A 22826-nucleotide genomic window follows, 5' to 3' on the forward strand; every position below is an offset into this window, starting at 1 on the left:
CCGGCCGAAGTCAAGCTGCACGGCCACACGTACGCGATTGACGCGGTGCTCGCCGTCATCGCGTGGGCGCCGAAGCGGTGCTCCGACTGCGGGCCGTGTTCGGCACCGGCGGCTTCGACGCCTATGGGCACCGACGCCACCACGGCCACCTCGGCCAGGACGGATACGCACTCGCCGCCTGATCAGCCGCCCCCGTCAGACCTCCCGAGACCCTTCACCATGATCAGACACGGGTTCCCCGGCCACAGGTCGTTCCTCTCCTCCAACGGCAGGAAACCCACAGACCGATAGAACGCCCGGGTGCCGGCATAGCCACGATCCGGATGCGACGCACCCAACGTCTTCACCTGCAAAAGCCGGCAACCGTCGCGCTCAAGAGCCGACTCGACCGCACCCACCAGCGCCCGGCCCACGCCACGCCGATGCCAGGACCGCGCAACAGCCATCAGATGGATCTCAGCCGATTCCGGAAAGTGCTGCTGCAACACCAGCACCCCCACAGGCTCCGCACCGACGCGGGCGACCAGCCCCGGCAGACGCCCGGATGCCTCGACATAAGCCGCGTTCGCCTCCGGGATACCGAACCACGTCGGCAGCTCAGCCAGCAGCCTCGCGGTGACCTCCGCCAGTTCGGCGGAACCGTCCATCCGACAGATCTCGAACATCGACACCTCGGCCACACACCGAGCCTGCCACCAGCTTCAGGAACATCGCATCCCGATTTCCCCGAACTCGGAACCACCGGATCCCTCACGAAAAGCCGCACCCAACCGCATTCACGGTGTCACGCCCGCATGGCCGAGGTGCCACTACGAAAGCCGGTCGGGCTCATCAAGTGACGGCCTGGGTGATGCTTTGTGTGATCTGGCCTACGACTTTCAGGATTCCTTGGCCTAAGCCTGTCTGGGCGATGAGTAGGCCGAACACCAGGACGATGGTCACGGTCAGCCACTGGTCGGCGCGGCTTCGGGCCTCCACGTGTCGCCGTATGCGCCAGATGATGATGATGGCCAGCAGGACCGCCACGTTGAGCGTCACAATCACTGGGCCGGTCCTCCCGTCAGGTACGACGCCAGGTCTGTGTGCCGGCTTCCTGTGTAACCCGGGGCGGGGAGTGGGGTAAGGCGGTTGGCCGGGGATGGCGTCAAAGGTCCTGTGTGAGGCCGGATTTGCCGAGGCGTGGGCAGGGCGCCTACGGCGAGCGTCTCGTGCGCTGTCCGACGGGGCGGCGGGTCACGGTCTGGTCGTGGAGTGCTGTCCGGCCCAGGTGGTGGCGGCCAGTACCTGGTGCGCGATGTCCAGGACAGTCCGTCCGTCCGTCGCCACGCGCACGGTCTCCGCGGGGGCCTGTCGGTCCAGTAGGCGGGCCTTGCGAGCGCTGTTCTTCAGTTCCTGGTCCAGCTCTGAGCCGAGTTCCCGGCGCACCAGTCGCTCATGGGTGGTGGCGTCGGAGGCGGTGAGCAGGACCCGTATGATCCGCGCCCCCGGGCCCATGGCGCGCTCGAACATCCCGGTCGCCTCGGGCAGTACGCTCAAAGTGTTCGTATAGATCAATCGCCGGTAGCCGCGCCGGGCGTAGTTGGCCCATACGGCAGTCAAGTTGCTTTCTGTGATGTCCCATCGGTGCGGGTCTCCGTCCGGGGCCGGATGCACCTGGCCCATGAAGTCCCCGTCGATGACCGCGTGCGGGACCGACGCGGCCCGAAGCAGCGCCGACACCTCCCAGCCCACCGTTGTCTTGCCGACTCCGGCCCGGCCTCCGATGAGCAGTATTTCTGCGTGATCCATGGAGGCAGCCTGCCAGTTCGCATCCGTCTCAGGCGAGAGAATATGTGGCTGTGCGCGGTTGGTAGCCAGCCGTTCAGGTGGAGATCTTGAACGGTGGTGATCACTGCTGGTGAATGTCAGGTCGGAGTGCGCGCCTGTGATTGCGGCCTTGATGCGGCATTGTTCGTGAGCCGTCAGTTTTACGTCTTCCGTTACCGGAGTTGCCAGCGACGCATCGAGACGCGTTCGACGGCCAGGAATCTTTCGGGTGCGGGACGACGGGCCGAAGGCCCCCATCGTTTGTGATGGGGGCCTTCGGGGGTTTTGGGGTCAGTTGGGGGTGGGGTGGGAGTGCGGGCGGAGGGGTGGGAGGTGAGGAGGTGGAGGAGGGTGCGGATGGTGGGTTGGGTGAAGAGGGCCGAGCGGGGGAGGTCGGTGTTGAAGGCGGCTTCCAGGCGGGTGTGGAGACGGAGGAGCTGGATCGAGCTGAGGCCCAGTTCTTGGGGGCAGTCGTCGGGGGTGACGGGGTGGTCGGTGAAGTCGGCGATGACTGTGGCGAGGGTGTGGAGTGCCTCGGTGTCCTCGGGGGGCTGAGGGGATTGGGCGGATTGGGTGGGGTGGTGTCGGGGGTTTGGGCGGGGTGGGTGGTGGGGTGGGTTGAGGGCAGCAGCAGGTTGTGGGGGTGGTCAGGCGGGCTCGGATGTGGGGTGCGGTGGGGTTCAGGCCGATGTAGTAGGTGCCGGGCGGCTCGGGGAGGAGGAGATGGGTGAGGGCTCGGGCTCGCTCGGGGGCAGGGAGAGGATGCCCCGGCGGATCACGGCCGCCTTGTAGGGGTTGTCGGCGTTGAGGCCCAGGTCGTCCCACAGGCCCCAGGAGAGGCTCTGGATGTGGGGTCCGGGTGCTTCGGAGCCGGGGAACCGGTTTGCCGCGACTGCCAGGGCTTCGGCGAAGGCGTTGGAGGCGGCGTAGGCGGAGCAGCCGGCGAAGGTCATGGAGGAGATCAGGGACGAGAAGATGACCAGTCGGGCGCCCGGCCGCGCGCGGACGGTGGCCAGGACGTTGAGCAGGCCGCCGACCTTGGCGTTGATCGCTGGGTCCCAGTCGCGGAAGTCCTCTTCGGCCAGGGGGCGGACGTGGAAGGAGTCGGCGAGGTGGAAGGCGCCGTCCAGGGGCGCGCCCCATTCGGCTTCCGCTTCGGCGACCGCCTGCTCCAGTGCGGCGGCGTCGCACACGTCGACTTGTCGGTGGATGACGTGGTCTGTCGGTGGCTCGGTGGGCGGCCGTCGGCCTACCACCAGGACCTGGGCCCCGTAGCGGTCCACCAGATCGGTGACCAGTCCGGTGCCGACTCCGCCCGCGCCGCCTGTCACCAGGTAGCGGCTGCCCGGGAGGAGGGCGGGGCAGGCGGCGGGGTCGGTTCTACCGGGTCGGTCAGGGCTGTTGAGCCGGTCGAGGTTGTTGAGTCGGTATGACCTGTTGAGTCGGTCGGGGCCAGGGGGGCGAATTCTCGTATGTGGGGGAGGCCGTTTCGCCAGGCGACCTCGCCGTGCCGGACGGAGCGGTCGGTCAGGGCCGTGAGCAGTGTCTGTGCGTCGGCCTCGGCGCGGTCGCCCTCCAGGTCGATGTGGATGCCGGTGACCTCGCGGTTCTCGGCGGCCACGGCGGCGGTGATGACGGGGGTTTGCGCTGCCGGGTAGCAGATGTCGCCGTGCGGGGCTCCGGGGATGTGGCGCAGTCGGCGGCTGACCGTCACCAGGCGGTACGGGCCGGGGCCGGCCAGGAACGTACGGCAGGCCGCGACCAGGTGCGCACCACAGCGGGTGGCGGCGTCATGGGCGGCGTCGCGGTCGGCTACCGGGTCGGGGGCGGGAAGGTAGCTCCACAAGTAGCCGAGGGTCGTGGGGTGGATGCCCTCGGCGTCCAGTTCGGCACGCAGTCGCTGCCAGTCACCGGGTACGTCGGGGTTCAGGGCGTAGCCGCCGCCGGTACGGGCGAAACGCGGCCCCCGTCGTACGGTGACGATCTGCCCGGCCAGCCCGTGCGCGGTGAGCGCCGTGCCCAGTCCCAGCTCGTCGGTGAAGAGGAGGGTCGTGGCGCCGGGGGCGGATGATTCGAGAGGCTGGGGCTGGGGCTGTGCTTCATGCTGCGGCTGTGCCTCATGCTGCGGCTGCGGCTGCGGTTCCAGGGCCGTCCAGTGTGGGCGCAGGACGGTGTCCCGTAGCCGGGCCGTCTCGATCGCCTCGGCCGTACCGGCGAACTCACCGGCGGCCATCCGGGCGACCAGTGCCGCCCGCTGCACCTTGCCGCTGGTGGTGCGCGGAAAGTCCGCCTCCGCCACGGGCAGGACATGGGCGGGAACCAGGCGGACGCGTGTGGTGACCGTGGCGCGGATGCGGTCGATCGTCGCCGGGGAGACCGGCGCGGGTGTCCCGCCCGGTGCGGGGACGTAGAAGATCGCCAGCGCCTCGCTCCCGGTGGCCGGGTCGGGCACCCCGCAGGCCGCGACCAGCCCGGTGGCGACCTCCTCCAGTGCGCCGACGGCCTCCTCGATTTCGTGGCAGAGGTACTTCTCCCCGTTGATGACCAGCAGTTCCTTGGCCCGCCCGGTGATCACGACCTCGCCGTCGAGCAGGAAGGCCAGGTCGCCGGTGTCGAACCAGCCGTCGGCGGTGAACGCCTCCGCGTTGGCCTTGGGGTTGTCGAGGTAGCCGGGGGTGACCCGGGGGGAACGGACCTGGAAGCGGCCGATGACCGCCTCCGGCAGCACCCGGCCGTTCGCGTCGGCGATCCGGACGGCGCAGCCGGGGACGACCGGCCCCATGCTCATGAACTCGATGCAGTCGGCGTCGGGCGCTTCCGGCCCGGCCTCCTGGATCCGGCCGTCCAACGACGACTTCAGGACCCGGCGTACGCTGCCGGGCCTGGCGAAGTACGAGCAGGTGGCGCCGGTGGCGGTCTCCGCCATGCCCCACATGTGGACGACGGCGGTCTCGTCGATGCCGTACGGCGCCACGGCGCGGAGGAAGTCCCTGATGACGGCCGGGCTGCACTGCTCACCGGCGTTCAGGACGGTTCGTACGGCCGACAGGTCCCAGGAGCCGGAAGCCGGGGCGGAGGCCGGGCCGGAAGCCGGGGCGGAGGTTTCCGCGAGCGCGTCGGCCAGCATGCGGTACGCGAAGTTCGCCGACCAGGTGTGGTGCACACCGTACCGTTCGAGCACATCCAGCCAGCGCAGCGGCTGTTCGACGATGTACGCGGTCGGGGCGTGGATGCCCTCGCAGCCGAGTATCACGTCCCGCAGGAGGTACATCACCACCGGGGCGACGTGGTCGAAGGGCAGCCAGTTGAAGCTGGTCTCACCGGGCCGTACGAGATCGACCTGGCGGGCCGACAGCGCGTTCCGCACGATCGCCCGGTGCGTGACCTGGATGACCTTGGACTTGCCGGTGCTGCCGGAGGACAGTGCGAGCACCGCGACGTCCTCGGGCCGGGCCGGGTGCACGTCGTGGGACTCCGGCGAGCGGCGCAATGAGGACACGGTCCAGCAGGCCGGTCCCTCCGCCTCGTCGTAGAGCGCGCCCATCCCGGACAGCCCGGCCGCCACGGTCTCGTCGCAGATGACGGGCGGGCGGCCGAGGTCGCGCCAGGCGTTGACCAGCTTGTCCAGTACGGGGCCGGTACGGTCGAACACAGGCGGCGCGCTGACCGTCACGCAGGGGATGCCGCCCAGCACACAGGCCCACACGGCGGGGAAGTAGTCGGCGAGTTGGGAGATCACCAGGATCGCGGGGCTCCCGGCGGCCAGCCCTCGCCGGCGCAGCCCGCCGAGCACGCGACGTCCGTCGGCGAGCAGTTCGGGGTAGGTGACGCGGATGTCGTCCTGCCAGGACACGGCCCGGACGCCGAGGTCGGGGAAACGGTCCGGCGACCGGAGGATCGCCTGGGTGACGGTCGTCGGATCGGATGGCCGGATGTCCGCTTCGGGACCGTGGGAGAGGGCCGGCGGGACCGCTGCTCCGCCGTCGGGTACCTGTGCGGTGCCGGGTACCTGTGCGGTGCCGGGTGCCTGTGCGGTGTCCGGTGCCTGTGCGGTGACCGGTGTCTGTGCGGTGCCGGGTGCCTGTTCGCCGTCGGCCGGCCGGGCTTCGGCGGGCTTCCGCGGTGTCTCGTACGGGACCTCGTACGGCATCCCGTACGGGCTCGCACCGGACGTCTCGTGCGGCAGGCTCAGCAGCGCGTCCAGGTCCGGGCCGCCGTCCGCCAGCCGGGGCACCCGGTGGATCAGCACCGTCTCGACCGGCCCCTGGGTCGCCTCGTCCACCAGCCCACGGACCTGCGCGCGGATCCGGTCCCGGGCCGTCTCCGCGGCGGGTACCAGATAGACGACGGTCCGGTGGTGGCCGTCACGGGAGACCACGACGCAGTCCTGTACGCCGGGGAGGTCGGCCAGGGCGAGTTCGAGGTCGCCCAGCCGGTGGGTGATGGTCTGGGTCATGTCACGTCTCCATCGTCCGTACGGTGTTCCGGGCCGCCGCCCTCACTGCCATGCGAGCCGTGTGTGCCATGCGAGTCCGGAGCGCCGTGTGCGTCCTGCGCGCCATGCGAGTCCGGAGCGCCGTGTGCGTCCTGCGCGCCGTGTGCGTCCTGCACGCCTCGCCCGTCCTGCGCGCCGTTCCCGTCCCGGGCACCCCGCCCGAGCCCGAACGCGTGCCGGAAGTCCTCCTCGGCCCAGTTCTCGCGGAACCGCTCCCACATCGCCTGTCTGCGGTCGGGCGGCATCGTCGGCAGGTCCATGCCGAACACCTCGGCGAGCAGCGTGAAGTAGTCCTCGGGGGTGTCGATCGCCCGGCTGGTACGCCCGTCCGGCCCGACGGTGCTGAACCGGCAGCCGATGATCTCGTCGTAGCCGTCGGCGCGGTGCCGTTTGACCCAGCCGAAGCGGAAGAAGACCGACATCTCGCCGTCGGCCATCCGGTCGTAGATCGCCGCGAACTCGCTCTCGTCGGCCGGCTCGGGGGCGAAGTCGACGCCCTGGCAGGACTCCCGCGGGTCGTAGTCCACCCGCCAGCCCTGTCGGGTGGCGCGCACGGTGTAGGTGAACGCGCCCTGCTCGTAGGTCCCGGGGCGCAGCGGCAGCGGCCGTACGAAGCCCTCGCCCGACCCGACGTCCAGGATCCAGCGGCCTTCGGGGTTGCCCGATGCCGGCAGCCCGCCGACGGTCAGGACCAGGTGGGTGCCGTTGGCGCCGACGGGCTGGGGATTGAAGCCGCTCTGCACCCCGGCCGCGTGCACGGTGACGTGGTAGCCCAGCTCCCTGAGCAGCAGGGTGAAGGCGCCGTTGAGGTGGTAGCAGACGCCGCCGCGGTGCTCGCGGACGATCCGGTCCAGCGCCTCGTGCGGGTCGATGCCGGGCAGGCGGTCGAGTGTTTCGAAGGGGATACGGGCCACGTGCGCGGCGTGCAGGCGGGCCAGGTGGTCCGCGGACGGGGGTGCCGCGGCCACGCCCAGCCGTTCGAGGTAGTCCGCGGTCCAGCCGGCACGGTCCATCGGGTCCGTACCGTCGGTCGAGTCGGCGCGGTCCATCGGGTCCGTACGGCCGGTCGAGCCGGCGCCGTCCACCGGGTCCGTACGGTCTGCGGTCACGGTCACACCAGCCCCCGCAGGATGTCCACGACCTCGGCCGGCGAGGGCTGGGCGAGCATGTCCGCACGCAGTTCACCGGCCCGCTGCCGGTATCCCGGCGAGTCGAGCAGCTCCAGGACGCCGGCCCGCAGCGCCTCGACGCTCGCTTCGGCGCCGGGCAGGTTCAGCCCGCTGCCGCCCTTCTCCATCTGCTGTCCGTGGAAGAGTTCGTCGGGCAGTTGCGGGACGACCAACTGCGGTACCCCGTTGATCAGTCCGGTCATCGTGCCGCCCGCCCCGCCCTGCTGGACCAGGACGTCACAGGTCCCCAGCAGCGGATGGAGCGGCACCCTGCCGAGCCAGGACACATTGGGCGGCAGCGTGCCGAACGCCTCCCGCTGGCTGTCCAGGACCGCGACCACGACGTCGGCGTCCACGTCGGCCAGGGCCTCGACGACGCGGGGCGCCAGCACCATGTCGTCGAATCCGAGCCGGTGCTGCGAGGTGCCCCAGGTGACGCACACCCGGGGGCGGTCCGGGCGCCGGACCGTCCAGGCCGGGAGGGCCGAGGGGCCGTTGTAGGGGACGTACCGGAAGCGCTGCCGCTCCAGCTCGTAGGGGAATTGCAGGTCGGGCGGGCACGGGTCGAGGGTGAGGTCGCCGTTGACGCCCAGCGCGTCCAGGCCGTACCGCGCGGCCAGTTCGCCGACCACATCGTTTTCGAACTCGGCGAGCGAGGCGGTGAAGTCCACGCTCCACAGCACCCGTACGGCAGGGACACCCAGCAGCCTGGCGACGAGCGGGCCGAGGAATCCGGCGGGCTCGTACAGGACGAGGTCGGGCCGCCAGTCGCGGGCGAAGGCGAGGGTGTCCTCGGCCTGGGCGGCGGCCGACTCGGCGGCGATGCGCAGCCCGTTCAGCCGGCGCCTGCGAGTGCGTTCGACCTGGTCGTGGTCGGCGCGGTCGACCGGCTGCGTCGGCTTCCACCTCCGCTGGGCGAGCCGCTCGCGCAGCACCGCGTAGGAGTCGAAGTCCGGCCGGCCGGCGGCCAGCGCCGGCAGGCCGGAGTTGCTGATGGCCGGGGCCAGCCCGGGGTTGCTGACTACCGTCACCTCGTGCCCGGCCGCCCGCAGCGCCCAGCACAGCGGTACGAGCGGATGGAAATGGCCGGGGAGGTCCCACGTCGCGGCGAGGACCCGCATGTCCTGTCCCTCCTAGAAGTCCCACAGGTGGATGGTCGAACCCTGGGGGGACTTCTCGGTGAATCCGTCGAGGGAGGGCGGTGCGGACGGCGCACCGGTGATCCTCGAAGCGCGCCGCGCAGCATGGGCCGCCACCGGTCGCCACAAGGAGTCGCCGGTCACCAGAAGGAGTCAAGGAGTCGCTGATGCAGCTTGGGATCTTCCTCAACCGCGAGGGCGCGCTCGCGATGGCCGTCGAGGCCGAACGCTGCGGCTTCGGCCACGCGCTGGTCCCCGAGGGCTTCCGGTCGGACGCGGTCAGTGTCCTGGGCGCGGTCGCCGCCGTCACCGAACGGATCCGGCTCGCTCCGGGTGTCATGCAGATTCCGGCCCGTACGCCCGTGATGACCGCGCTGACCGCCGCGACCCTGGACAACCTCTCCGGTGGCCGCTTCTCCCTCGCTCTGGGCGTCTCCAACCCCGATGTCTCGCAAGGGTGGTACGGCGTCCCGTTCGACGCGCCGCTGGCCCGGGCCCGCGAGTACGTCGAGGTGGTACGGCTGGCGCTCAGCGGCGCCCCGGTGCGCTACGAGGGTGAGCACTTCCGGCTGCCGCCGTCCGGCCAGGGCACCCCCGCGCATCTGCACGCGGCCGCCGCACGCGCTGATCTGCCGGTCTTCCTGGCCGGGGTACGGCCCGGCAGCCTGCGGCTGGCCGGAGAGGTGGCCGACGGCTGGATCGGGGTCTTCTGCCCACCGGACCGGCTGGCCGCGTCGGTGGCGACGATCGCCGCGAGCCGGGCCGCGACCGGCCGGGACATGGCGGGCTTCGAGGTCATGCCGTCGGTGCCGATCGGGGTGGGCCAGGACGTCGAGCGCGCCGCCGGGCCGCTGCGCCCGTACTTCGCGCACTTCCTGGGCCTGGGCAGCAAGGAGCGCAGCATCTACTTCGCGCTCGCCGTCAGCATGGGCTTCGGTGCCGCCGCCGAGAAGGTCCATGAGCTGTGCGCGGCGGGCGACCGGGCGGGGGCGGCGCGGGCGGTCCCGATGGAGTTCATGGACCAGGTCTCGCTCATCGGCGATGCCCGCCGGATCGCCGCGCGGATGGCCGAGTACGCCGCCGCCGGTGTGACGACGCTGGGGCTGACGTCCCTGGCGGACTCGGTGGAGGGGCATCTGACCAACATCCGGGTCGCCGCCGAGGCCCACGGGCTGCTGCCGGCGGCCGTCTGAGCGGGGTGCCGGGGGACCACCGAAAGGAGCGGCCGAGAGGGGTCACGCGGTGTCGCGTGACCCCTCTCGCGTGTCGTACGTGGACCGTCGCTCGCGCGTCGTGCGTGGACCGTCGCTCTGTCGTACGTGGGCCGTCTCCTCCGGCGTACGGGAAAGTTTCTCCTCTCGTACGTGTGCAGTCAGGCGGCCGTACGCGTGCGGTCAGGCGGCGCCGGTGACCCACCGGCCCCCGGACATGACCGTACGGCCGGGCATCTCGCCCATGTGGCGCCAGGCCAGGACGCGTTCCGGGCGCAGCCGCAGGGCGATCACGCCCGGGACCCGCTCGGGGTTCAGCGGCAACCGGGCGAACAGGGCCCGGACCTCGGGCGCGGCCTCGCCGGGTTCGACGCACTCCACCTCGCCGTCCACCAGCACGACGTCACGGGTGGAGCCGAGCGAGGCGCGGGCCCGCGGCGTACGGCGCAGATTCGTCACCGTACGGCTGCCGCGTTTGGTCATCATGTGGAGGAACGTGCCGTCCCAGGCGAAGGCCAGCGGCACCAGGTGCGGCCCGTCCGGTCCGGCGGTGGCCAGCCACAGGTGGTTCTCCTCGGTGAGCATGCGCTCCACGTCGGCACGGCGGGCGGCGGGCGTCCGGGGCGGGGGGAAGCCCGCCGGAGGCGCGGACGGGGGCCCGGACTGGGGCCCGGACGGAGGCGCGGACGGGGGCGAAGGCAGGGTCATGTCACTCCTCGGGTGGGGGCCGGTACGGCGGCGGCCAGCCGTTCCAGGGCGGGGACCAGGTCGGCCGGGCTCGGCTGCGCCCGCATCTCCCGGCTCAGCGACAGCGCCGCCGCACGGTGGCCGGGTGCGTGCAGAAGGTCTTCCACCCGGGTCCGTACGGCCTCGGCGGAGAACTCCGCACGGGTCAGCACGGACCCGGCGCCGGCGGCGGCCAGCCGCTGCGCGGCGAAGACCTGGTCGGGCAGTTGGGCCAGTACGAGCTGCGGCACCCCGTAGTGGAGCCCGGTCAGGGTGCTGCCGAAGCCGCCCTGGTGGATCAGGGCGGAGCAGGACGGCAGCAGGTGGTGCAGCGCCACCCCGCTCACCACCCGTACGTTGTCGGGGACGGGGCCGAACCGTTCCCGGTCCCGGGCGCCGACCGCGACCACGATCTCCGCGTCGAGGCCGTCCAGCGCGGCGACGGCCCGGGGCGGCAGGAACGATTCCTTGCCGCCCAGGTCGCTGGTGGTCGCGCCCCAGGTCAGGCAGATCCGTGGCCGGCCCGATGGCGTACGCGCCCAGGGCCCGCCGTCCGAACGCGTCCAGTCGGGGAGCACCGCGGGCCCGTTGTAGGGCACGTACCGTACGGGCAGCCTGTTCACTTCGGCGGGGATCTGGAGGCCGGGCGGGCACGGGTCGACCGTCGCGTCGCCCAGGATGTCCACGCCGTCCAGCCCGAGCCGCCGCGCCGTCGGGGCGAGCAGCGCGGGCACGAGTTCACGTGCCTGGTAGGTCAGGTCGACGCCGTGGATGTGCCGTACCGCGGGCACGCCCAGGGCCGCCGCGGTCAGCGGTCCCGCGTAACTGGTCGGCTCGTACATCACCAGGTCCGGGCGCCAGGAACGGGCGAAGTCCAGCGTCGCGTCGGCCATCAGGTCGGCGCGCGCGGCGAACACCCCGAACACCCGGGCGACCTTTTCCCGCTGTTCACGGCTCCAGTGCGTGGCCGAGGCGCCGGGGGGCGGGGCCTCGGGCACGTCCACATGCGCCAGCCCGTTCATGTACCGCCGCCGCAGACCGGCGTGGTCCACGTCCTGGCCCGCCTGGACGAACACCGCCCCGGCGTCGGTGACGGCCCGGCGCAGCGCCGGCTGGCTGGCCACGTACACCTCGTGTCCCTGCGACCGCAGCGCCCACAGCATCGGCACCAGCGGCAGGTGGTGGGAGGACCACGCCCAGGCGGTCACCAGTACGCGCATCGCGCTGCTCCTTCCGCCGTGCTCACCAGGTGACCGGCAGTTCGACGAAACCTTCCAGCAGCGCCCCTTCCTGGCGGCGCAGCTCGTCCGGCGCGACCGTGAGCCGCAGTCCGGGGAAGCGCCGGAACAGCCGCTCGGTGGCGACCTCCAGCTCCAGCCTGGCCAGGTTCGCGCCGATGCAGAAGTGCGGGCCCGCGCTGAAGGAGAGCTGCTTGGAGGCGTCGCGGGTGATGTCGAAGACCTCCGGGCGGGGGAAGACGGTCTCGTCCTGGTTGGCCGAGTCGACCGCCGGGATCACGCTGGTGCCCTGCGGAATCGTGTAGCCGTCCATGGGGATGTCGGCGACCGCGTAGCGCAGCATCGACACCGAGGAGCCGACCAGCTTCCACCGCAGCATCTCCTCGATGGCGCCCGGCAGCAGTGACCGGTCGGCCTTGAGGGCGGCCAGTTGCTCCGGGTGGGCCAGCAGCAGCGCCACGCCGCCGCCGAGCTGGGTGGCGGTCGTCTCGTAGCCGACCAGGAGCAGCAGCCGGCACCACCACTGGAGCTCGTACTCGGCCAGTTGGCCGTCCTCCTCGTCCCGGACCCGGGTCATGGCGCTGACCAGGTCCTCACCCGGCTCGCGCCGCTTGGCCTCGATCAGCTCGGCGATGTAGGCGTTCAGCTCGCGCATCGCCGCACCGATCTGCGGGCCGGTGTACCGGCTGACCGACAGGAAGTGGTCGGTCCACGACCGGAACCGCTCCATGTCGGCGTCGGGCACCCCGAGCAGCTCGCACATCACCCGGATGGGCAGCGGGAAGGCCAGTGTCTCGTTGAGGTCGACCGGACCGCCGCGCCGCTCCATCTCGTCCAGCAGCTCGTCCACGACGCGCTCGACGAACGGGCGCATCGCCTCCACCCGGGCGGGGGTGAACGCCCGCATCACCAGGCGTCGTACGCGGGTGTGCTCCGGCGGGTCGGGGTTGATGCGCGGGTCCTGGAACATCCTGTTGTTCCTGGAGATCCGGGCCGCGCCGGGCCGGTCGATGTTGCGGCTGAGCCGGTCGTCGGTCAGCAGCCGCCGTACGTCGGCGTACCGGGTGACCAGCACCGCCTCGTCACCACTGGGCAGCGTCACCGGGACCAGCGGCTCCGCGCGCAGCCCGGCCAGCTCCTCGGGCGGATCGAGCGGGCCCGGGCGCGGGAACGGGTAGGGGCACCGGGCCCGGGCAGATGCCTGCCCCGGCTCCCGGTCCTGCTCCGGCTCCTGCACTCGCATGCTGTACGCACCTTTCTGTCACCAGGTGACGGGAACTTCGGTGAACCCCTGGAAGAACAGGTCCTCTTGACGGCTCAGCTCGGCACTGGGCACCGCCAGGCGCAGCCCGGGGAAGCGACGCAGCAGCGAGGACAGGGCGATCTGGAGCTCGGCGCGGGCCAGGGGCGCACCCACGCAGTAGTGCTGGCCGGTGCTGAAGGTGAGCTGCGGCCGTTCCGTACGGCCGAGTTCGACCTTGTGCGGGCAGCCGAACGCGGCCGGGTCGTGGTTGCCGACCTCCAGCGCGGGGATGACGCTCGTGCCCGCCGGCACGGTCTCCCCGGCGATCTCGATGTCCTCGGTGACGTAGCGGAGCATCGACAGCGACGAGCCGACCACCTGGCAGCGCAGCAGCTCCTCGACCGCGGCGGCCACGTCCGTGCCCTCGGCCAGGAACCGCTCCCGCAGCTCGGGGCGCTCCAGCAGCATGACCGTACAGCCGGTGACCTGGCTGGCGGTGGTCTCGTACCCGGCGAGCAGCAGCAGTGTGGACCACCAGTGCAGCTCCTCCTCGGCCAGCCGGCCGTCGTCGGCGTCGCTGACCTCGATGAGGGCGCTGATCAGCGCGTCGTCCGGCTCGGCCCGCTTGCGTTCGATCAGCTCGCGCATGTACTCCCACGGCGGTGCGCTGGTGTCACCGAACCGCGCCTGCTCCGCCTCGGGCACCCCGAGCAGTTCGCAGATGATCCGGATGGTCAGCGGCCGGGAGAACGCGCGGTGCAGATCGACCGGAGCCCGGCCGTCGGCCGCGGCCGGGCCGTCGGCCAGCTCCGCCAGCAGGCTGTCGACGATCTCCTGGATACGGGGCCGGAAGCGCTCGACGCGGTGCGCGGTGAACGCCTTGCCGATCAGCCGCCGCATCCGGGTGTGGCCGGGCGGGTCCATGTCGACCTGGCGGTGGAAGACCTTGGTCTTCTCGGTGGTCATCCGGGCCACGCCCGGCCGGTTGCGGTTCTTGCTCACCCGGGGGTCGGCCAGTACGGCGCGGATGTCCTCGTACCGGGTGATCAGCAGGGCCTGGTCGCCGCTGGGCAGGGTGACCGGTACGAGCGGCTCGGCGTGCACGCCGGCCAGTTCCGCGGGCTGTGCGGTGGCCCCCTGCCAGGCGAAGGGGTAGCGCAGCGTCTTCACTGGATGCCTCCGATCAGACCGGGCGGGCCTCGATGATGTGGTGCGGCGGTACGGTCGGCGTGGTGCCGACCAGCTCGAACCCGGCCTCGGCCAGCAGCCGCGTCCACTCCTTGCGGTTGCGCTCCTTGCTGCCGAGGCTGACGCCCATGGCGATGTCCATCGCCTTGCTGAAGTGCCAGTCGTTGCCGTCGGGCACCACGGCCTCGATGACGAACACCCGGCCCTCGGGCTTGCCCTCCAGTGCCTTCTTGATGTTCTTGAGGATCTTCACGCAGTTCTCGTCGTCCCAGTCGTGCATGATCGCCTTGAGCAGGTAGGCGTCCGGGCCCTGGGGGATCGAGGCGAAGAAGTCCCCGACCACGCACTCGACGCGGTCCGCCACGCCCTGTGCCTCCAGCACCGGGGCGGCACCCTGGATCGCCGACGCCTGGTCGAACAGCACACCGCGGGCCTGCGGGTTCTTGGTGAGGACCGCCGAGAGCAACCGCCCCTGGCCGCCCGCGATGTCGGCGATCGTGGTGAACCGGCCGAAGTCGTACGCCTCGGCGATGGCGGCGGAGATGTCGCTGGTGCCGGTCATCGCCTTGTGGAAGACCTCGGCGTACTCCGGCCGCTCCTCCATGTACTCGAACCAGCCCTTGCCGCCACGGACCTTGGGCCCGGTGGGGCGGCCGGTGCGCAGGGTCTCCACCGCGTAGCCGAAGCAGTTCCAGATGCTCTCCTCGCCGTAGAGGTAGGCGAGGTAGCGCAGCGATCCGGGGATGTCGCTGCGCATGTACTGGCCGGTCTCCGTGAGGGTGAAGCGGCCGTCGGGCAGCTCCTCGTACAGGCCCACCGAGGCCGCGGCCCGCAGGAAGCGGTAGAGCATGCCGGGGTCGGTGCCGGTCGCGGCGGCGAGGTCGGCGACCTCGCGTGGGCCCTCGGTGAGGTGGTCGGCGACGCCCACCTGGGCGAGCACGCAGATCACCGACGAGATCATCTTTCCGGCCAGCAGCTTGAGTACCTGCTGCTGCGGGCTGCCCTCGGGGCCGGTCGCCTGGCCGGTCGCCTGGCCGGCAGGGGCCGGGGTGCTCGTCGTCATGGTTCTGGTTCTCCTCAAGGTCGGATGCGCCGCCAAGGCGCCGCGGTACGGGCTCTTGGGCGAGCAGCGTCGGCGGACCCTTTGGAGCGGCGATCAAGCCCGCGTCGACCCGGTGTCCTCCTCCGTGGCGGCCCGGTGCCCCGGACCGCACCGGCCCGGTGTCACGTCCGCGTCCGCCCGGTGTCCCGCCAGCGGATCTCGAACCCGGCTCCAACGCACGGCCCGAGGTTGCTCCCATGACACCTCTGATCAGCATCGCCGTCCTGGTCGGCTGCGGCGTCGTGGCCGGAGTGCTGTTCGCGGTCGCGCTCAGCGTCGTCCCGGCCTTCCTCGCCATGCCGCCCGCGGACTACGTACGGACGCATCAACTGGTGGGCCGGCACTTCGACAAGGTCATGCCGCCGCTGGTCCTGTGCAGCGTGGCCGCCGACATCGCCCTGGCCGTGCAGGACGCCGGGACGCGGGGCCTGTACCTGGCCGGCGCGCTGCTGCTGGCCGGGGTGTCGGTGGTCTCCCAGTTCGGCAACGTACCGATCAACCGCAAGGTCAAGGCGCTGACGCCCACCCGTCTGCCCGACGACTGGCAGGACCCGCGCCCGCGCTGGCGCGGCCTCCACCTCCTGCGCACCGCACTGGCCGTACTGGCCGCACTGGCCAACGCCTGTGCGGTCGTCCTCTAGGCGCCGACAGGACCGGCCGACCTCCTCCACCCACCCAAGAGACAGGGGCACACATGGACTCGACCACCGGCACGGCGCTCACCGCCTCCGCGACGGACGTCAAGCGGCTGAGCAACGCCTTCTGCCACGCCAAACTGCTGCTCACCGCCGGTGAGCTGGGGCTTTTCGAAGACCTTGAGCAGCACGGGCCCTCCACCCAGGAGGAGCTGTCCGCCCGCGTGGGCCTGCATGCCCGTGCCGCCCGGGACTTCCTGCACGGCCTGGTCCTGCTCGGCCTCCTGGACCTGGAGGGGGACCGCTACCGCAACAGCCGGGCCGCCTCGGCGACGCTGGTGCCGGGCGCCCCCGACTACATCGGCGGCTTCCTGCACCGCGCCAACCACATGCTCTACCCGGCCTGGGCCAAGCTCACCGACGCCGTGACCAGCGGCCGGCCGCAGACCGCGGGCGCCAAGGACGCCGGCGCGTTCCTGCGCATGCTCGGTGACCCGGCCCAGCGCGGGCAGTACCTCCAGATGATGGACTCCGCCAACGGCCTGGTCGCCCCGCACCTGGCCGAGGCGTACGACTGGCGACAGGTCGGCGACGTCCTGGACGTCGGGGGCTGCCGGGGCAACCTCGTCTCCCAGCTCCTGCTCCGCTTCCCCGGCCTGAAGGCATCGGTGTACGACCTGGCGCCGCTGGCCGGGGCGTTCGCGGAGCACACCGAGCGCCTGGGCGTGGCCGACCGGGCCACTTTCCACGCCGGGGACTTCTTCGCCGAGACGCCGCTGCCGGTCACCGCCGACGTCGTGGTCATGGGACACGTACTGCACAACTGGTCCCCGGAGCAGCGCGCCTACCTGGTGAAGAAGGCGTACGCGGCCGTCCGCCCCGGTGGCGCGCTGCTGATCTACGACGCCGTCCTGCCCGAAGAGCCCGCGGACCTGGCGCGGACCCTGGTCAGCCTCAACATGCTGCTGGTCACCGAGGGCGGCTCGGAGTACACCGCCGCCGAGTGCGGCCGGTGGCTGTCCGAGGCGGGGTGCCAGGACGTCTCCACCCGCCCGCTCGGCCCCACCGACACCCTGATCATCGGCCGCCGCTGACACCGAGCCGGCTCACGCCCGGCTCCCGGAACCGACGAGGAAACCAAGTGCCCACTCACATACGCGCGTTCTCCCCCAATCGCCGCCAGGCGCTGGCCGGTATCGGCGCGGCCGTCCTGGGGCTCGCCGTCGGCGCCGCCCCGGCCGCGCGGGCCGCCCGGCGCCCGGCCACCGCCGCGTTCCCGCCGGACGACCCGCGCGCGCGGTTCGTCGACGTGGACGGCGCCTTCAACGTCCGGGACGTCGGCGGCTGGAAGGCCGCCTGCGGCGGCACGATCCACCAGCGCACGTTCTTCCGCGGCAGCACGCTCAGCCGGCTCAGTGACACCGGCGTCACCCAGCTCGCCGCCCTCAAGCTGTCCGTGGACGTCAACTTCCTCAGCCGCGCCGAAGTGGACAAGGGCAAGCCCGACCGGCTGCCCGCGGGCGTACGGACGGTACCGGCGCCGGTCGAGGACCCGGGTGGCGGTCACACCGGCGGCTTCGACACCACCAAGCCCGACGCGGGGGTGCTGGAGGAGTTCCGCGGCTACGTGACCTCCGCGCAGGCGCGCGGCTCCTTCGGACTCGCGGTGCGCGAGGTCGCGGCGCTGGACGGCAAGCCGTTCTACCTGCACTGCAACTCCGGTACGTACCGCACCGGCTGGGCCACCGCCGTGCTGATGACGGCCCTCGGCGTGGACCGCGCCCAGGTCGACCAGGAATTCCTGCTCAGCAACCTCACCTTCGGCACCACCTACGCCTGGACGGAGTACCTGGACGCCGCCTTCCAGCAGGCCGATACCTCCTTCGGCTCCTTCGGCGGCTACCTCAGCCGTGGCCTGGGGGTGCGCGACGCCGACCTGCGGCGACTGCGCCGGTCGCTGCTGGGCTGACCGCCGCCGCAGGACAAGCTGCCGCCGTACGGCAGAGGGGGGAAGGAGCACCGGCGGTGCTCCTTCCCCCCTCTGTGTCCCGCGCTCCAGGCCGGCCCGCGCCCGCGCTGCGCCCGGGTCCGTCGTTCAGACCCCGGCCGGTGCCCGCAGCCCGGCGGCCCAGAGGTCGGCCAGGGCGCCGGACAGCGTGCGCCTCGCCGCCCAGCCCAGCAGCTCACGGGCGGTGGCCGGGTCGACCCGCAGCCACTCGGCGGCGGCGCCGGGAGCGACCGGCCCGCCCGCCCCGGGTTCCCGCTCGGTGATCCGGGCCGGTACGCCGCTCAGCCGCACCAGGTCCCCGACCAGGTCACGGACCGGGTAGGCGTGTCCGGAGCCGATGTTCACCACGCCCCGAGCGGTGGCGGACGCGGCGGCCACCACGGCGTCACCGAGGTCGCGTACGTCCAGGTAGTCGCGCTCGGCACGCAGCGGCGCCAAGGTGATCTCGGCCCGGGTCCCCGCCTCGCGTGCCTGGTGGAGCGCCTGCGCCACCTTCCCGACCAGGCTCTGCCGGTGCACGCCCGGGCCGACCGAGTTGGTCAGCCGGAGCACCAGGGCGTCCAGGCCGCTGTCCAGCACGGCCCGCGTGGCGGCCAGTTTGGCACGCCCGTACGCACCGGTCGGGCCGAGCGGGGAGCGCTCGGTCAGCGCCTGGCCGCGGGGCGTCGGCGCGTGTTCCATGACGGTGCCGAGATGGACGAGGCGGGCCGGCGCCGGGCGGGCGGCCAGGGCGGCCAGCAGGCGCGCGGTGAGCGTGCCGAACGAGGCGCGCATCCCCTCCTCGTCCAGCCCCCAGTAGCTGCCCGCCGCGTTCACCACCACGTCCGGCCCGTGGTCCGCCAGCAGGCGGCCGACGTCCGCGGGCGCGGCACGTACCACGTCCAGGGCCACCGCCGTCCGGGCGCCGGACACTTGGGCCGGGCGGCGGGAGACGGCGACGACGTCCCAGCCGTGGTGCGCGAAGGCCGCGCAGATGTGCCTCCCTACGAAACCGGTTCCGCCGAACACCATGGCCCGGCCGGCGTTCTCCATCCGGTGCGCTCCTTTCCCTTCCCTCGCCCGGCCCCTGCGGGCCCGGTTCTCCTGCCCCACGCCCTGCGGTCCCTTCGCTGGTCCCGCGCCCCGTTCAGGCCTTGTGGGCGCGGGCGTCCTGCCTGATGTGGTCGATCAGCCGCGCCTGGGCCAGGCTCGCGGCCCGGTCCGCGTCACCGCGCACCGTCCCCGCGACCTCCGCGCGGAAGGCGGCCAGCACCGCCTGGAACTGGTCGTGCGGTGCCGTTTCGCTCTCCTCCGTACGGCCGTTGCGGGTGTGGCGCAGCACCGGCCTGTGGTCGGGGGGCGGGGTGAACGCCCGCTCGGCCCGCAGCTCACCGTCCGTACCGACGATCTCGTAGTGACAGCGGTACGGACGCCCGAAACCCCACTCCAACTGCGCCGTCACCCCCTGCGGGGACACCAGCAGGGCGCTTCCGCCGGTGTCCGTACCGTTCTCGTGACGCAGTACCGCCCCGGCCACCTCCAGGCCGTGGCCCAGGTGCAGCAGCGCGGCACGTACCGGATAGACCGCGGCGTCCAGCAGCGCTCCGCCGCCCAGGCCGGGGTCCAGGCGGATGTCCCCCTGGGGGCGGGCGGGCACGGTGAAGGCGGCGGAGAAGGACAGGGGTGTGCCGACGGCGCCTTCGGCGACCAGCCGCCGCACCTCAGCGTGCCGGCGGTGGTGCGCGAACATCATGCTCTCGCGCAGGACCAGGCCACGGCGGCGGGCCAGCTCCTGGAGCCGGACGACCGTGGCGGCGTCGGTGGCCAGGGGCTTTTCGACGAGTACGTGTTTCCCGGCGGCCAGCGCCCGTTCGGCCCAGGGCGCGTGCAGGGCGTTGGGCAGCGGGATGTAGACGGCGTCAACGCCGGGGCGGGCCAGCGCCGTTTCGTAATCCGGTGCGGTGTCCGCGCCGAAGCGCTCGGCGAACCGGGCGGCCCGCTGAGGGCTCCTGCTGGCCACCACGGCGATCTCCGTACCGGCGAACGCCTCCATGGCCGGCAGCATGCGGCGCCAGGCGATGTCGGCGGCGCCCAGGACCGCGAAGCGCAGCGCGACGTCCGGCGACGGTGACGCAGCACGCCGTGCGATGTGGGGTACGGGGCCGCTCATGCCAGCGACAGGAGGGCGGCGAACAGGCTGCGGGCCTGGACGTTCAGGTAGTAGCCGTGCCGCAGCAGGCCCGTCATCTGCCGGGGCGTCACCCACATGAAGTCCTCGGGCACCTCCAGCTCGTGCCCCTCCCCCAGCTCGGCGATGCGGTAGCGGTTCTGGGCGTTCATGAACCGGCCGCCCTCCTCCGACTGCAGGGCGTCATAGACCAGGCGATCGCCCGCGGCGGCCTCGCGGCTGAAGCGCGGCGGGCGGCCCGGGTGGTTGCACGGCTGGTACTGCACCGTCGGGGCGAGTTCCAGCACGTCCGTACAGCCCGCCTCCGGCCGGGCGTGCAGCAGGACGTGCAGTACGCCGTTGACGCGGCGGGTGAGGAAGGCCACGACGCCCGGCCCGGCCGGTTCGACCAGGGGCTGGGTCCAGCCGGGGACCTCCCGGTTGCCGGCGGTGACCTCGGCCGCGATCACCCGGAAGTAGCGGCCCGTCGGATGGGAGATCGTCGCATGGTCCCGCCGCCACGGCGCGACCTCGCTCAATGGGATGCGCTCCTGCGTGAGTTGACGCCGCGCCTTCTGCCCCGTGATCCAGTGCAGTATCTCGGCGTCGCTGTGCAACGACCACGACCCCGGCCGCAGGCCCTGGTGGAGGGCGTGGCCGAAGGCGCCCGGGGACGGCTCGTCGGGCAGCCGCGGGAGGCAGGCCAGGACGGACCTGGCGTCCATGTTGACCACGTTGTCCCGGTGCAGCAGCCGGTCCACTTGACCGAGCGTCAGCCAGCGGAAGTCCGGGTGCGCCGGCACGTCCTCGTCCTGGTCCACCTCGACCAGCATGTTGCGGTTGCGCTTGCGCAGGAACCACGCGCCCTGCTCGGACTGGAGCACGTCCGCGATCACCCGCGTACGGGAACGTGCAAGCGCGCGGGAGCCGGACCCGTCACCAGAACCGTCATCGGAACCGGAACCGGTCCGATCGGTGAAGTACTCCAGATACGGAACGGCGCGCCCGCCGTGCACCCCGCTGTGGTTGCTCCTGGTGGCCTGCACGGTCGGTGACAACTGGACGGTGTTGACGTTGCCCGGCTCCATCTTGGCCTGCATCAGCAGATGCGGTACGCCGTCGAACTCCTTGACCAGGATGCCCAGGACGCCGATCTCCCGCTGGTTGATGACCGGCTGGGACCACTCGCCGAGGTCGCCGGTGACCCGCAGCCCCTCGATCCGGAAGAACCCTCCGCTGTCGTGGGCCAGATCGCCGGTGTCGGTCCGGAACCGCCAGCCGCGCAGCCGGCTGAACGGGACCGGGGTGACCTCGAACCGGTTGGCCAGGCGCTGCCGCGCGAACCAGGCGTCGAACTCGGCGTTGGTGCACAGCACTCCGTCACGGGCGCGCCCCGACCGGGCGAACCGGCGGGCGGTGTCGGAATCGGAGGCGGAGTGCGGCACGGACGTGGCGATGCTCATACACGGAAACCTGGCCGCAGCGGTTCAAGAACCGATCGCAGGCGTTTGGTCGCCCCCGCCGGGTCGCACGCGCCGCGCGCCCTCGTCGCACCCCCGCGATCGCCTGCCCTCCCACCAACCCGGCTCGACCGCGCCCGGCCATGGTGGCGGCATGGAACTCGTCAGCACGCGAAGCATGCAGGTCAGGTCCTTGGGCATCCCGGACGTCCTGCTGGTCACCTCGACGTCCTTCGACGACGAACGGGGGCAGTTCTTCGAGACGTACCGGGAAGACGCCTTGTCGGAGGCGGTGGGCCGTCCGGTCCGGATCGTACAGACCAATGTCTCGGTGTCCCGGCGGGGCGTCCTGCGGGGCATCCACGGTACGGCGGTGCCGCCCGGCCAGGCCAAGCTGGTGAGCTGTCTGCGCGGGGCCGTCCTGGACTTCGCGGTCGATCTGCGCGTCGGCTCGCCCACCTTCGGCGCGTACGAGATGACCGTACTGGACGCCCGGTCCGCCGCGGCGGTGTACCTGGGCGAGGGCCTGGGCCACGCCTTCTACGCCATGGAGGACGACACCTGCGTCCAGTACCAGTGCACGGCGGGGTACGTGCCGCAGGACGTCATCACCGTGGACGCCTTCGACCCCGACATCGGCCTGCCGCTGCGGCTGCCCCGTCCGCCGGTCATGTCACCGGGCGACACCGACGCCCCGTCGCTGCGCGCCCTGCTCGACGCCGGCCGGCTCCCCTCGTACGAGGACTGCCGCCCCCCTGCCCGCTGAGGCCCGGGGCCGCGCGTACAGTGACGTGGCCCCGAGGCGTGAGAGAGGTCCCTGACGTGGGAGCTGGTGCGGTATTCATCCCCATCCTGGCGTTCGTGCTGTTCATCCCGCTGGGGCTGCTGTCCTACGCCGTCGGCAAAAGGACCTCGTCGCGGATGGGCTGGTCGTTTGCCGCACTCCTGATCGGCCTGCCTGCCGCCTTGCTCGTCGTCGAGTTCGGCCCCTTCGGCGGGCCGGATGCCCCGGAGCCCACGACCAGGATCGTGCACGGCAATCCGTACCAGCACGGCTCGGCCGAACACGCCCAGTTCAACCGCGGCAAGGACCTCGCCGCTGCTCTCGTCGATCAAGGCAAAGGCCCTGGCCCCGGCATGGCGGACGATTTCTACCTACGGTGGTGCAGGGACCGGCTGACCCCAGCCGTGGGCAGCAGGGACAGGATTCCCCATGCGATGACGGAAGGGTGCATCAACGGGGCCAGGTAACCAGGTAGC

Annotated in this window: 22 protein-coding genes; 6 read left to right on the plus strand and 16 right to left on the minus strand. The window is 72.0% G+C overall.

All coding sequences use genetic code 11. The annotated features are described in order from the left end of the window. Positions 1-182 precede the first annotated feature (182 nt). From KGS77_RS15755 to KGS77_RS15790, 8 genes are all read right to left on the minus strand, one after another. Entirely contained in the window at positions 183-680 is a 498-nt protein-coding gene (locus tag KGS77_RS15755; RefSeq protein WP_242581939.1) for a GNAT family N-acetyltransferase, read from the minus strand. Positions 681-831: 151 nt separating this feature from the next. After that, positions 832-1044 (minus strand): hypothetical protein, encoded by a 213-nt coding sequence (locus tag KGS77_RS15760; RefSeq protein ID WP_242581940.1) that lies wholly within the window; start codon positions 1042-1044, stop codon positions 832-834. A 189-nt stretch (positions 1045-1233) separates the two neighbouring features. Beyond that, a complete protein-coding gene (locus tag KGS77_RS15765) occupies positions 1234-1788 on the minus strand; it encodes a hypothetical protein (RefSeq protein ID WP_242581942.1) in 555 nt (184 codons plus the stop codon). A 698-nt stretch (positions 1789-2486) separates the two neighbouring features. Continuing rightward, complete coding sequence (locus KGS77_RS15770) at positions 2487-3137, minus strand: SDR family NAD(P)-dependent oxidoreductase (protein WP_242581945.1); 651 nt, start codon at positions 3135-3137, stop codon at positions 2487-2489. Continuing rightward, on the minus strand, positions 3134-6262 hold the full coding sequence (locus KGS77_RS15775) for an AMP-binding protein (RefSeq protein ID WP_242581948.1): 3129 nt from the start codon (positions 6260-6262) through the stop codon (positions 3134-3136). Before KGS77_RS15775 ends, KGS77_RS15770 begins: the two co-directional genes overlap by 4 nt. Next, complete coding sequence (locus KGS77_RS15780; RefSeq protein ID WP_242581950.1) at positions 6259-7416, minus strand: arylamine N-acetyltransferase; 1158 nt, start codon at positions 7414-7416, stop codon at positions 6259-6261. Before KGS77_RS15780 ends, KGS77_RS15775 begins: the two co-directional genes overlap by 4 nt. Then, positions 7413-8591 carry a nucleotide disphospho-sugar-binding domain-containing protein gene (locus KGS77_RS15785; protein ID WP_242581952.1) on the minus strand — a complete coding sequence of 393 codons (1179 nt, stop codon included), beginning with the start codon at positions 8589-8591 and terminating at the stop codon, positions 7413-7415. Before KGS77_RS15785 ends, KGS77_RS15780 begins: the two co-directional genes overlap by 4 nt. Before the next feature lie 12 nt (positions 8592-8603). Beyond that, on the minus strand, positions 8604-8753 hold the full coding sequence (locus KGS77_RS15790) for a hypothetical protein (RefSeq protein ID WP_242581955.1): 150 nt from the start codon (positions 8751-8753) through the stop codon (positions 8604-8606). A gap of 23 nt (positions 8754-8776) precedes the next feature. Between KGS77_RS15790 and KGS77_RS15795 the strand changes: the two genes are divergently transcribed. Continuing rightward, complete coding sequence (locus KGS77_RS15795) at positions 8777-9802, plus strand: LLM class flavin-dependent oxidoreductase (protein WP_242581958.1); 1026 nt, start codon at positions 8777-8779, stop codon at positions 9800-9802. Between the two features lie 201 nt (positions 9803-10003). On the opposite strand, the gene KGS77_RS15800 is transcribed toward KGS77_RS15795, so the two are convergent. Genes KGS77_RS15800 through KGS77_RS15820 form a run of 5 tightly spaced genes read right to left on the minus strand, consistent with a single transcriptional unit; the run spans position 10004 to position 15278 of the window. Next, complete coding sequence (locus KGS77_RS15800) at positions 10004-10528, minus strand: pyridoxamine 5'-phosphate oxidase family protein (RefSeq protein WP_242581961.1); 525 nt, start codon at positions 10526-10528, stop codon at positions 10004-10006. Continuing rightward, positions 10525-11766 (minus strand): nucleotide disphospho-sugar-binding domain-containing protein, encoded by a 1242-nt coding sequence (locus KGS77_RS15805; protein WP_242581964.1) that lies wholly within the window; start codon positions 11764-11766, stop codon positions 10525-10527. Before KGS77_RS15805 ends, KGS77_RS15800 begins: the two co-directional genes overlap by 4 nt. 22 nt (positions 11767-11788) lie before the next feature. Next, the gene (locus tag KGS77_RS15810; RefSeq protein ID WP_242581966.1) at positions 11789-13027 is read right to left on the minus strand and encodes a cytochrome P450; all 1239 of its coding nucleotides are present in this window, start codon (positions 13025-13027) and stop codon (positions 11789-11791) included. 18 nt (positions 13028-13045) lie between these two features. Beyond that, positions 13046-14197 (minus strand): cytochrome P450, encoded by a 1152-nt coding sequence (locus KGS77_RS15815; RefSeq protein ID WP_242581968.1) that lies wholly within the window; start codon positions 14195-14197, stop codon positions 13046-13048. A gap of 13 nt (positions 14198-14210) precedes the next feature. After that, on the minus strand, positions 14211-15278 hold the full coding sequence (locus tag KGS77_RS15820; protein ID WP_242581970.1) for a methyltransferase: 1068 nt from the start codon (positions 15276-15278) through the stop codon (positions 14211-14213). 236 nt (positions 15279-15514) lie between these two features. Here KGS77_RS15820 and KGS77_RS15825 point away from each other — a divergent pair, with 236 nt between their 5' ends. From KGS77_RS15825 to KGS77_RS15835, 3 genes are read left to right on the plus strand one after another with little or no spacing between them, the layout of a single operon-like run. After that, positions 15515-15958, plus strand: a complete 444-nt coding sequence (locus tag KGS77_RS15825; RefSeq protein WP_242581971.1) for a DUF1772 domain-containing protein — start codon at positions 15515-15517, stop codon at positions 15956-15958. Positions 15959-16011: 53 nt separating this feature from the next. After that, positions 16012-17046, plus strand: coding sequence for an acetylserotonin O-methyltransferase (locus tag KGS77_RS15830; protein WP_242581972.1), 1035 nt, complete (start codon positions 16012-16014; stop codon positions 17044-17046). Between the two features lie 47 nt (positions 17047-17093). Beyond that, the gene (locus tag KGS77_RS15835; protein WP_242581973.1) at positions 17094-17921 is read left to right on the plus strand and encodes a tyrosine-protein phosphatase; all 828 of its coding nucleotides are present in this window, start codon (positions 17094-17096) and stop codon (positions 17919-17921) included. 126 nt (positions 17922-18047) lie between these two features. On the opposite strand, the gene KGS77_RS15840 is transcribed toward KGS77_RS15835, so the two are convergent. From KGS77_RS15840 to KGS77_RS15850, 3 genes are all read right to left on the minus strand, one after another. Beyond that, a complete protein-coding gene (locus KGS77_RS15840) occupies positions 18048-18992 on the minus strand; it encodes an NAD(P)-dependent oxidoreductase (RefSeq protein ID WP_242581974.1) in 945 nt (314 codons plus the stop codon). Positions 18993-19086: 94 nt separating this feature from the next. After that, on the minus strand, positions 19087-20109 hold the full coding sequence (locus KGS77_RS15845; RefSeq protein WP_242581976.1) for a Gfo/Idh/MocA family oxidoreductase: 1023 nt from the start codon (positions 20107-20109) through the stop codon (positions 19087-19089). Then, positions 20106-21569, minus strand: a complete 1464-nt coding sequence (locus KGS77_RS15850; protein ID WP_242581979.1) for an NDP-hexose 2,3-dehydratase family protein — start codon at positions 21567-21569, stop codon at positions 20106-20108. The genes KGS77_RS15845 and KGS77_RS15850 overlap by 4 nt, the downstream gene beginning before the upstream one ends. Positions 21570-21720: 151 nt before the next feature. On the opposite strand from KGS77_RS15850, the gene rfbC reads away from it, so the two are divergent. After that, entirely contained in the window at positions 21721-22332 is a 612-nt protein-coding gene (rfbC, locus tag KGS77_RS15855; RefSeq protein WP_242581981.1) for a dTDP-4-dehydrorhamnose 3,5-epimerase, read from the plus strand. Between the two features lie 95 nt (positions 22333-22427). Then, positions 22428-22817 carry a hypothetical protein gene (locus tag KGS77_RS15860; protein ID WP_242581983.1) on the plus strand — a complete coding sequence of 130 codons (390 nt, stop codon included), beginning with the start codon at positions 22428-22430 and terminating at the stop codon, positions 22815-22817. Positions 22818-22826 lie beyond the last annotated feature (9 nt).

The sequence above is a fragment of the Streptomyces sp. MST-110588 genome (genome assembly GCF_022695595.1).
Classification (GTDB): Bacteria; Actinomycetota; Actinomycetes; order Streptomycetales; family Streptomycetaceae; genus Streptomyces.

What these genes read in the sequence shown, in the direction of transcription:
- KGS77_RS15765 (WP_242581942.1), bottom strand. Translation starts at nt 1,788, where the DNA reads ATGGATCACGCAGAAATACTGCTCATCGGAGGCCGGGCCGGAGTCGGC.
- KGS77_RS15775 (WP_242581948.1), bottom strand. Translation starts at nt 6,262, where the DNA reads ATGACCCAGACCATCACCCACCGGCTGGGCGACCTCGAACTCGCCCTG.
- KGS77_RS15785 (WP_242581952.1), bottom strand. Translation starts at nt 8,591, where the DNA reads ATGCGGGTCCTCGCCGCGACGTGGGACCTCCCCGGCCATTTCCATCCG.
- KGS77_RS15795 (WP_242581958.1), top strand. Translation starts at nt 8,777, where the DNA reads ATGCAGCTTGGGATCTTCCTCAACCGCGAGGGCGCGCTCGCGATGGCC.
- KGS77_RS15800 (WP_242581961.1), bottom strand. Translation starts at nt 10,528, where the DNA reads ATGACCCTGCCTTCGCCCCCGTCCGCGCCTCCGTCCGGGCCCCAGTCC.
- KGS77_RS15805 (WP_242581964.1), bottom strand. Translation starts at nt 11,766, where the DNA reads ATGCGCGTACTGGTGACCGCCTGGGCGTGGTCCTCCCACCACCTGCCG.
- KGS77_RS15810 (WP_242581966.1), bottom strand. Translation starts at nt 13,027, where the DNA reads ATGCGAGTGCAGGAGCCGGAGCAGGACCGGGAGCCGGGGCAGGCATCT.
- KGS77_RS15820 (WP_242581970.1), bottom strand. Translation starts at nt 15,278, where the DNA reads ATGACGACGAGCACCCCGGCCCCTGCCGGCCAGGCGACCGGCCAGGCG.
- KGS77_RS15825 (WP_242581971.1), top strand. Translation starts at nt 15,515, where the DNA reads ATGACACCTCTGATCAGCATCGCCGTCCTGGTCGGCTGCGGCGTCGTG.
- KGS77_RS15830 (WP_242581972.1), top strand. Translation starts at nt 16,012, where the DNA reads ATGGACTCGACCACCGGCACGGCGCTCACCGCCTCCGCGACGGACGTC.
- KGS77_RS15840 (WP_242581974.1), bottom strand. Translation starts at nt 18,992, where the DNA reads ATGGAGAACGCCGGCCGGGCCATGGTGTTCGGCGGAACCGGTTTCGTA.
- KGS77_RS15845 (WP_242581976.1), bottom strand. Translation starts at nt 20,109, where the DNA reads ATGAGCGGCCCCGTACCCCACATCGCACGGCGTGCTGCGTCACCGTCG.
- KGS77_RS15850 (WP_242581979.1), bottom strand. Translation starts at nt 21,569, where the DNA reads ATGAGCATCGCCACGTCCGTGCCGCACTCCGCCTCCGATTCCGACACC.
- rfbC (WP_242581981.1), top strand. Translation starts at nt 21,721, where the DNA reads ATGGAACTCGTCAGCACGCGAAGCATGCAGGTCAGGTCCTTGGGCATC.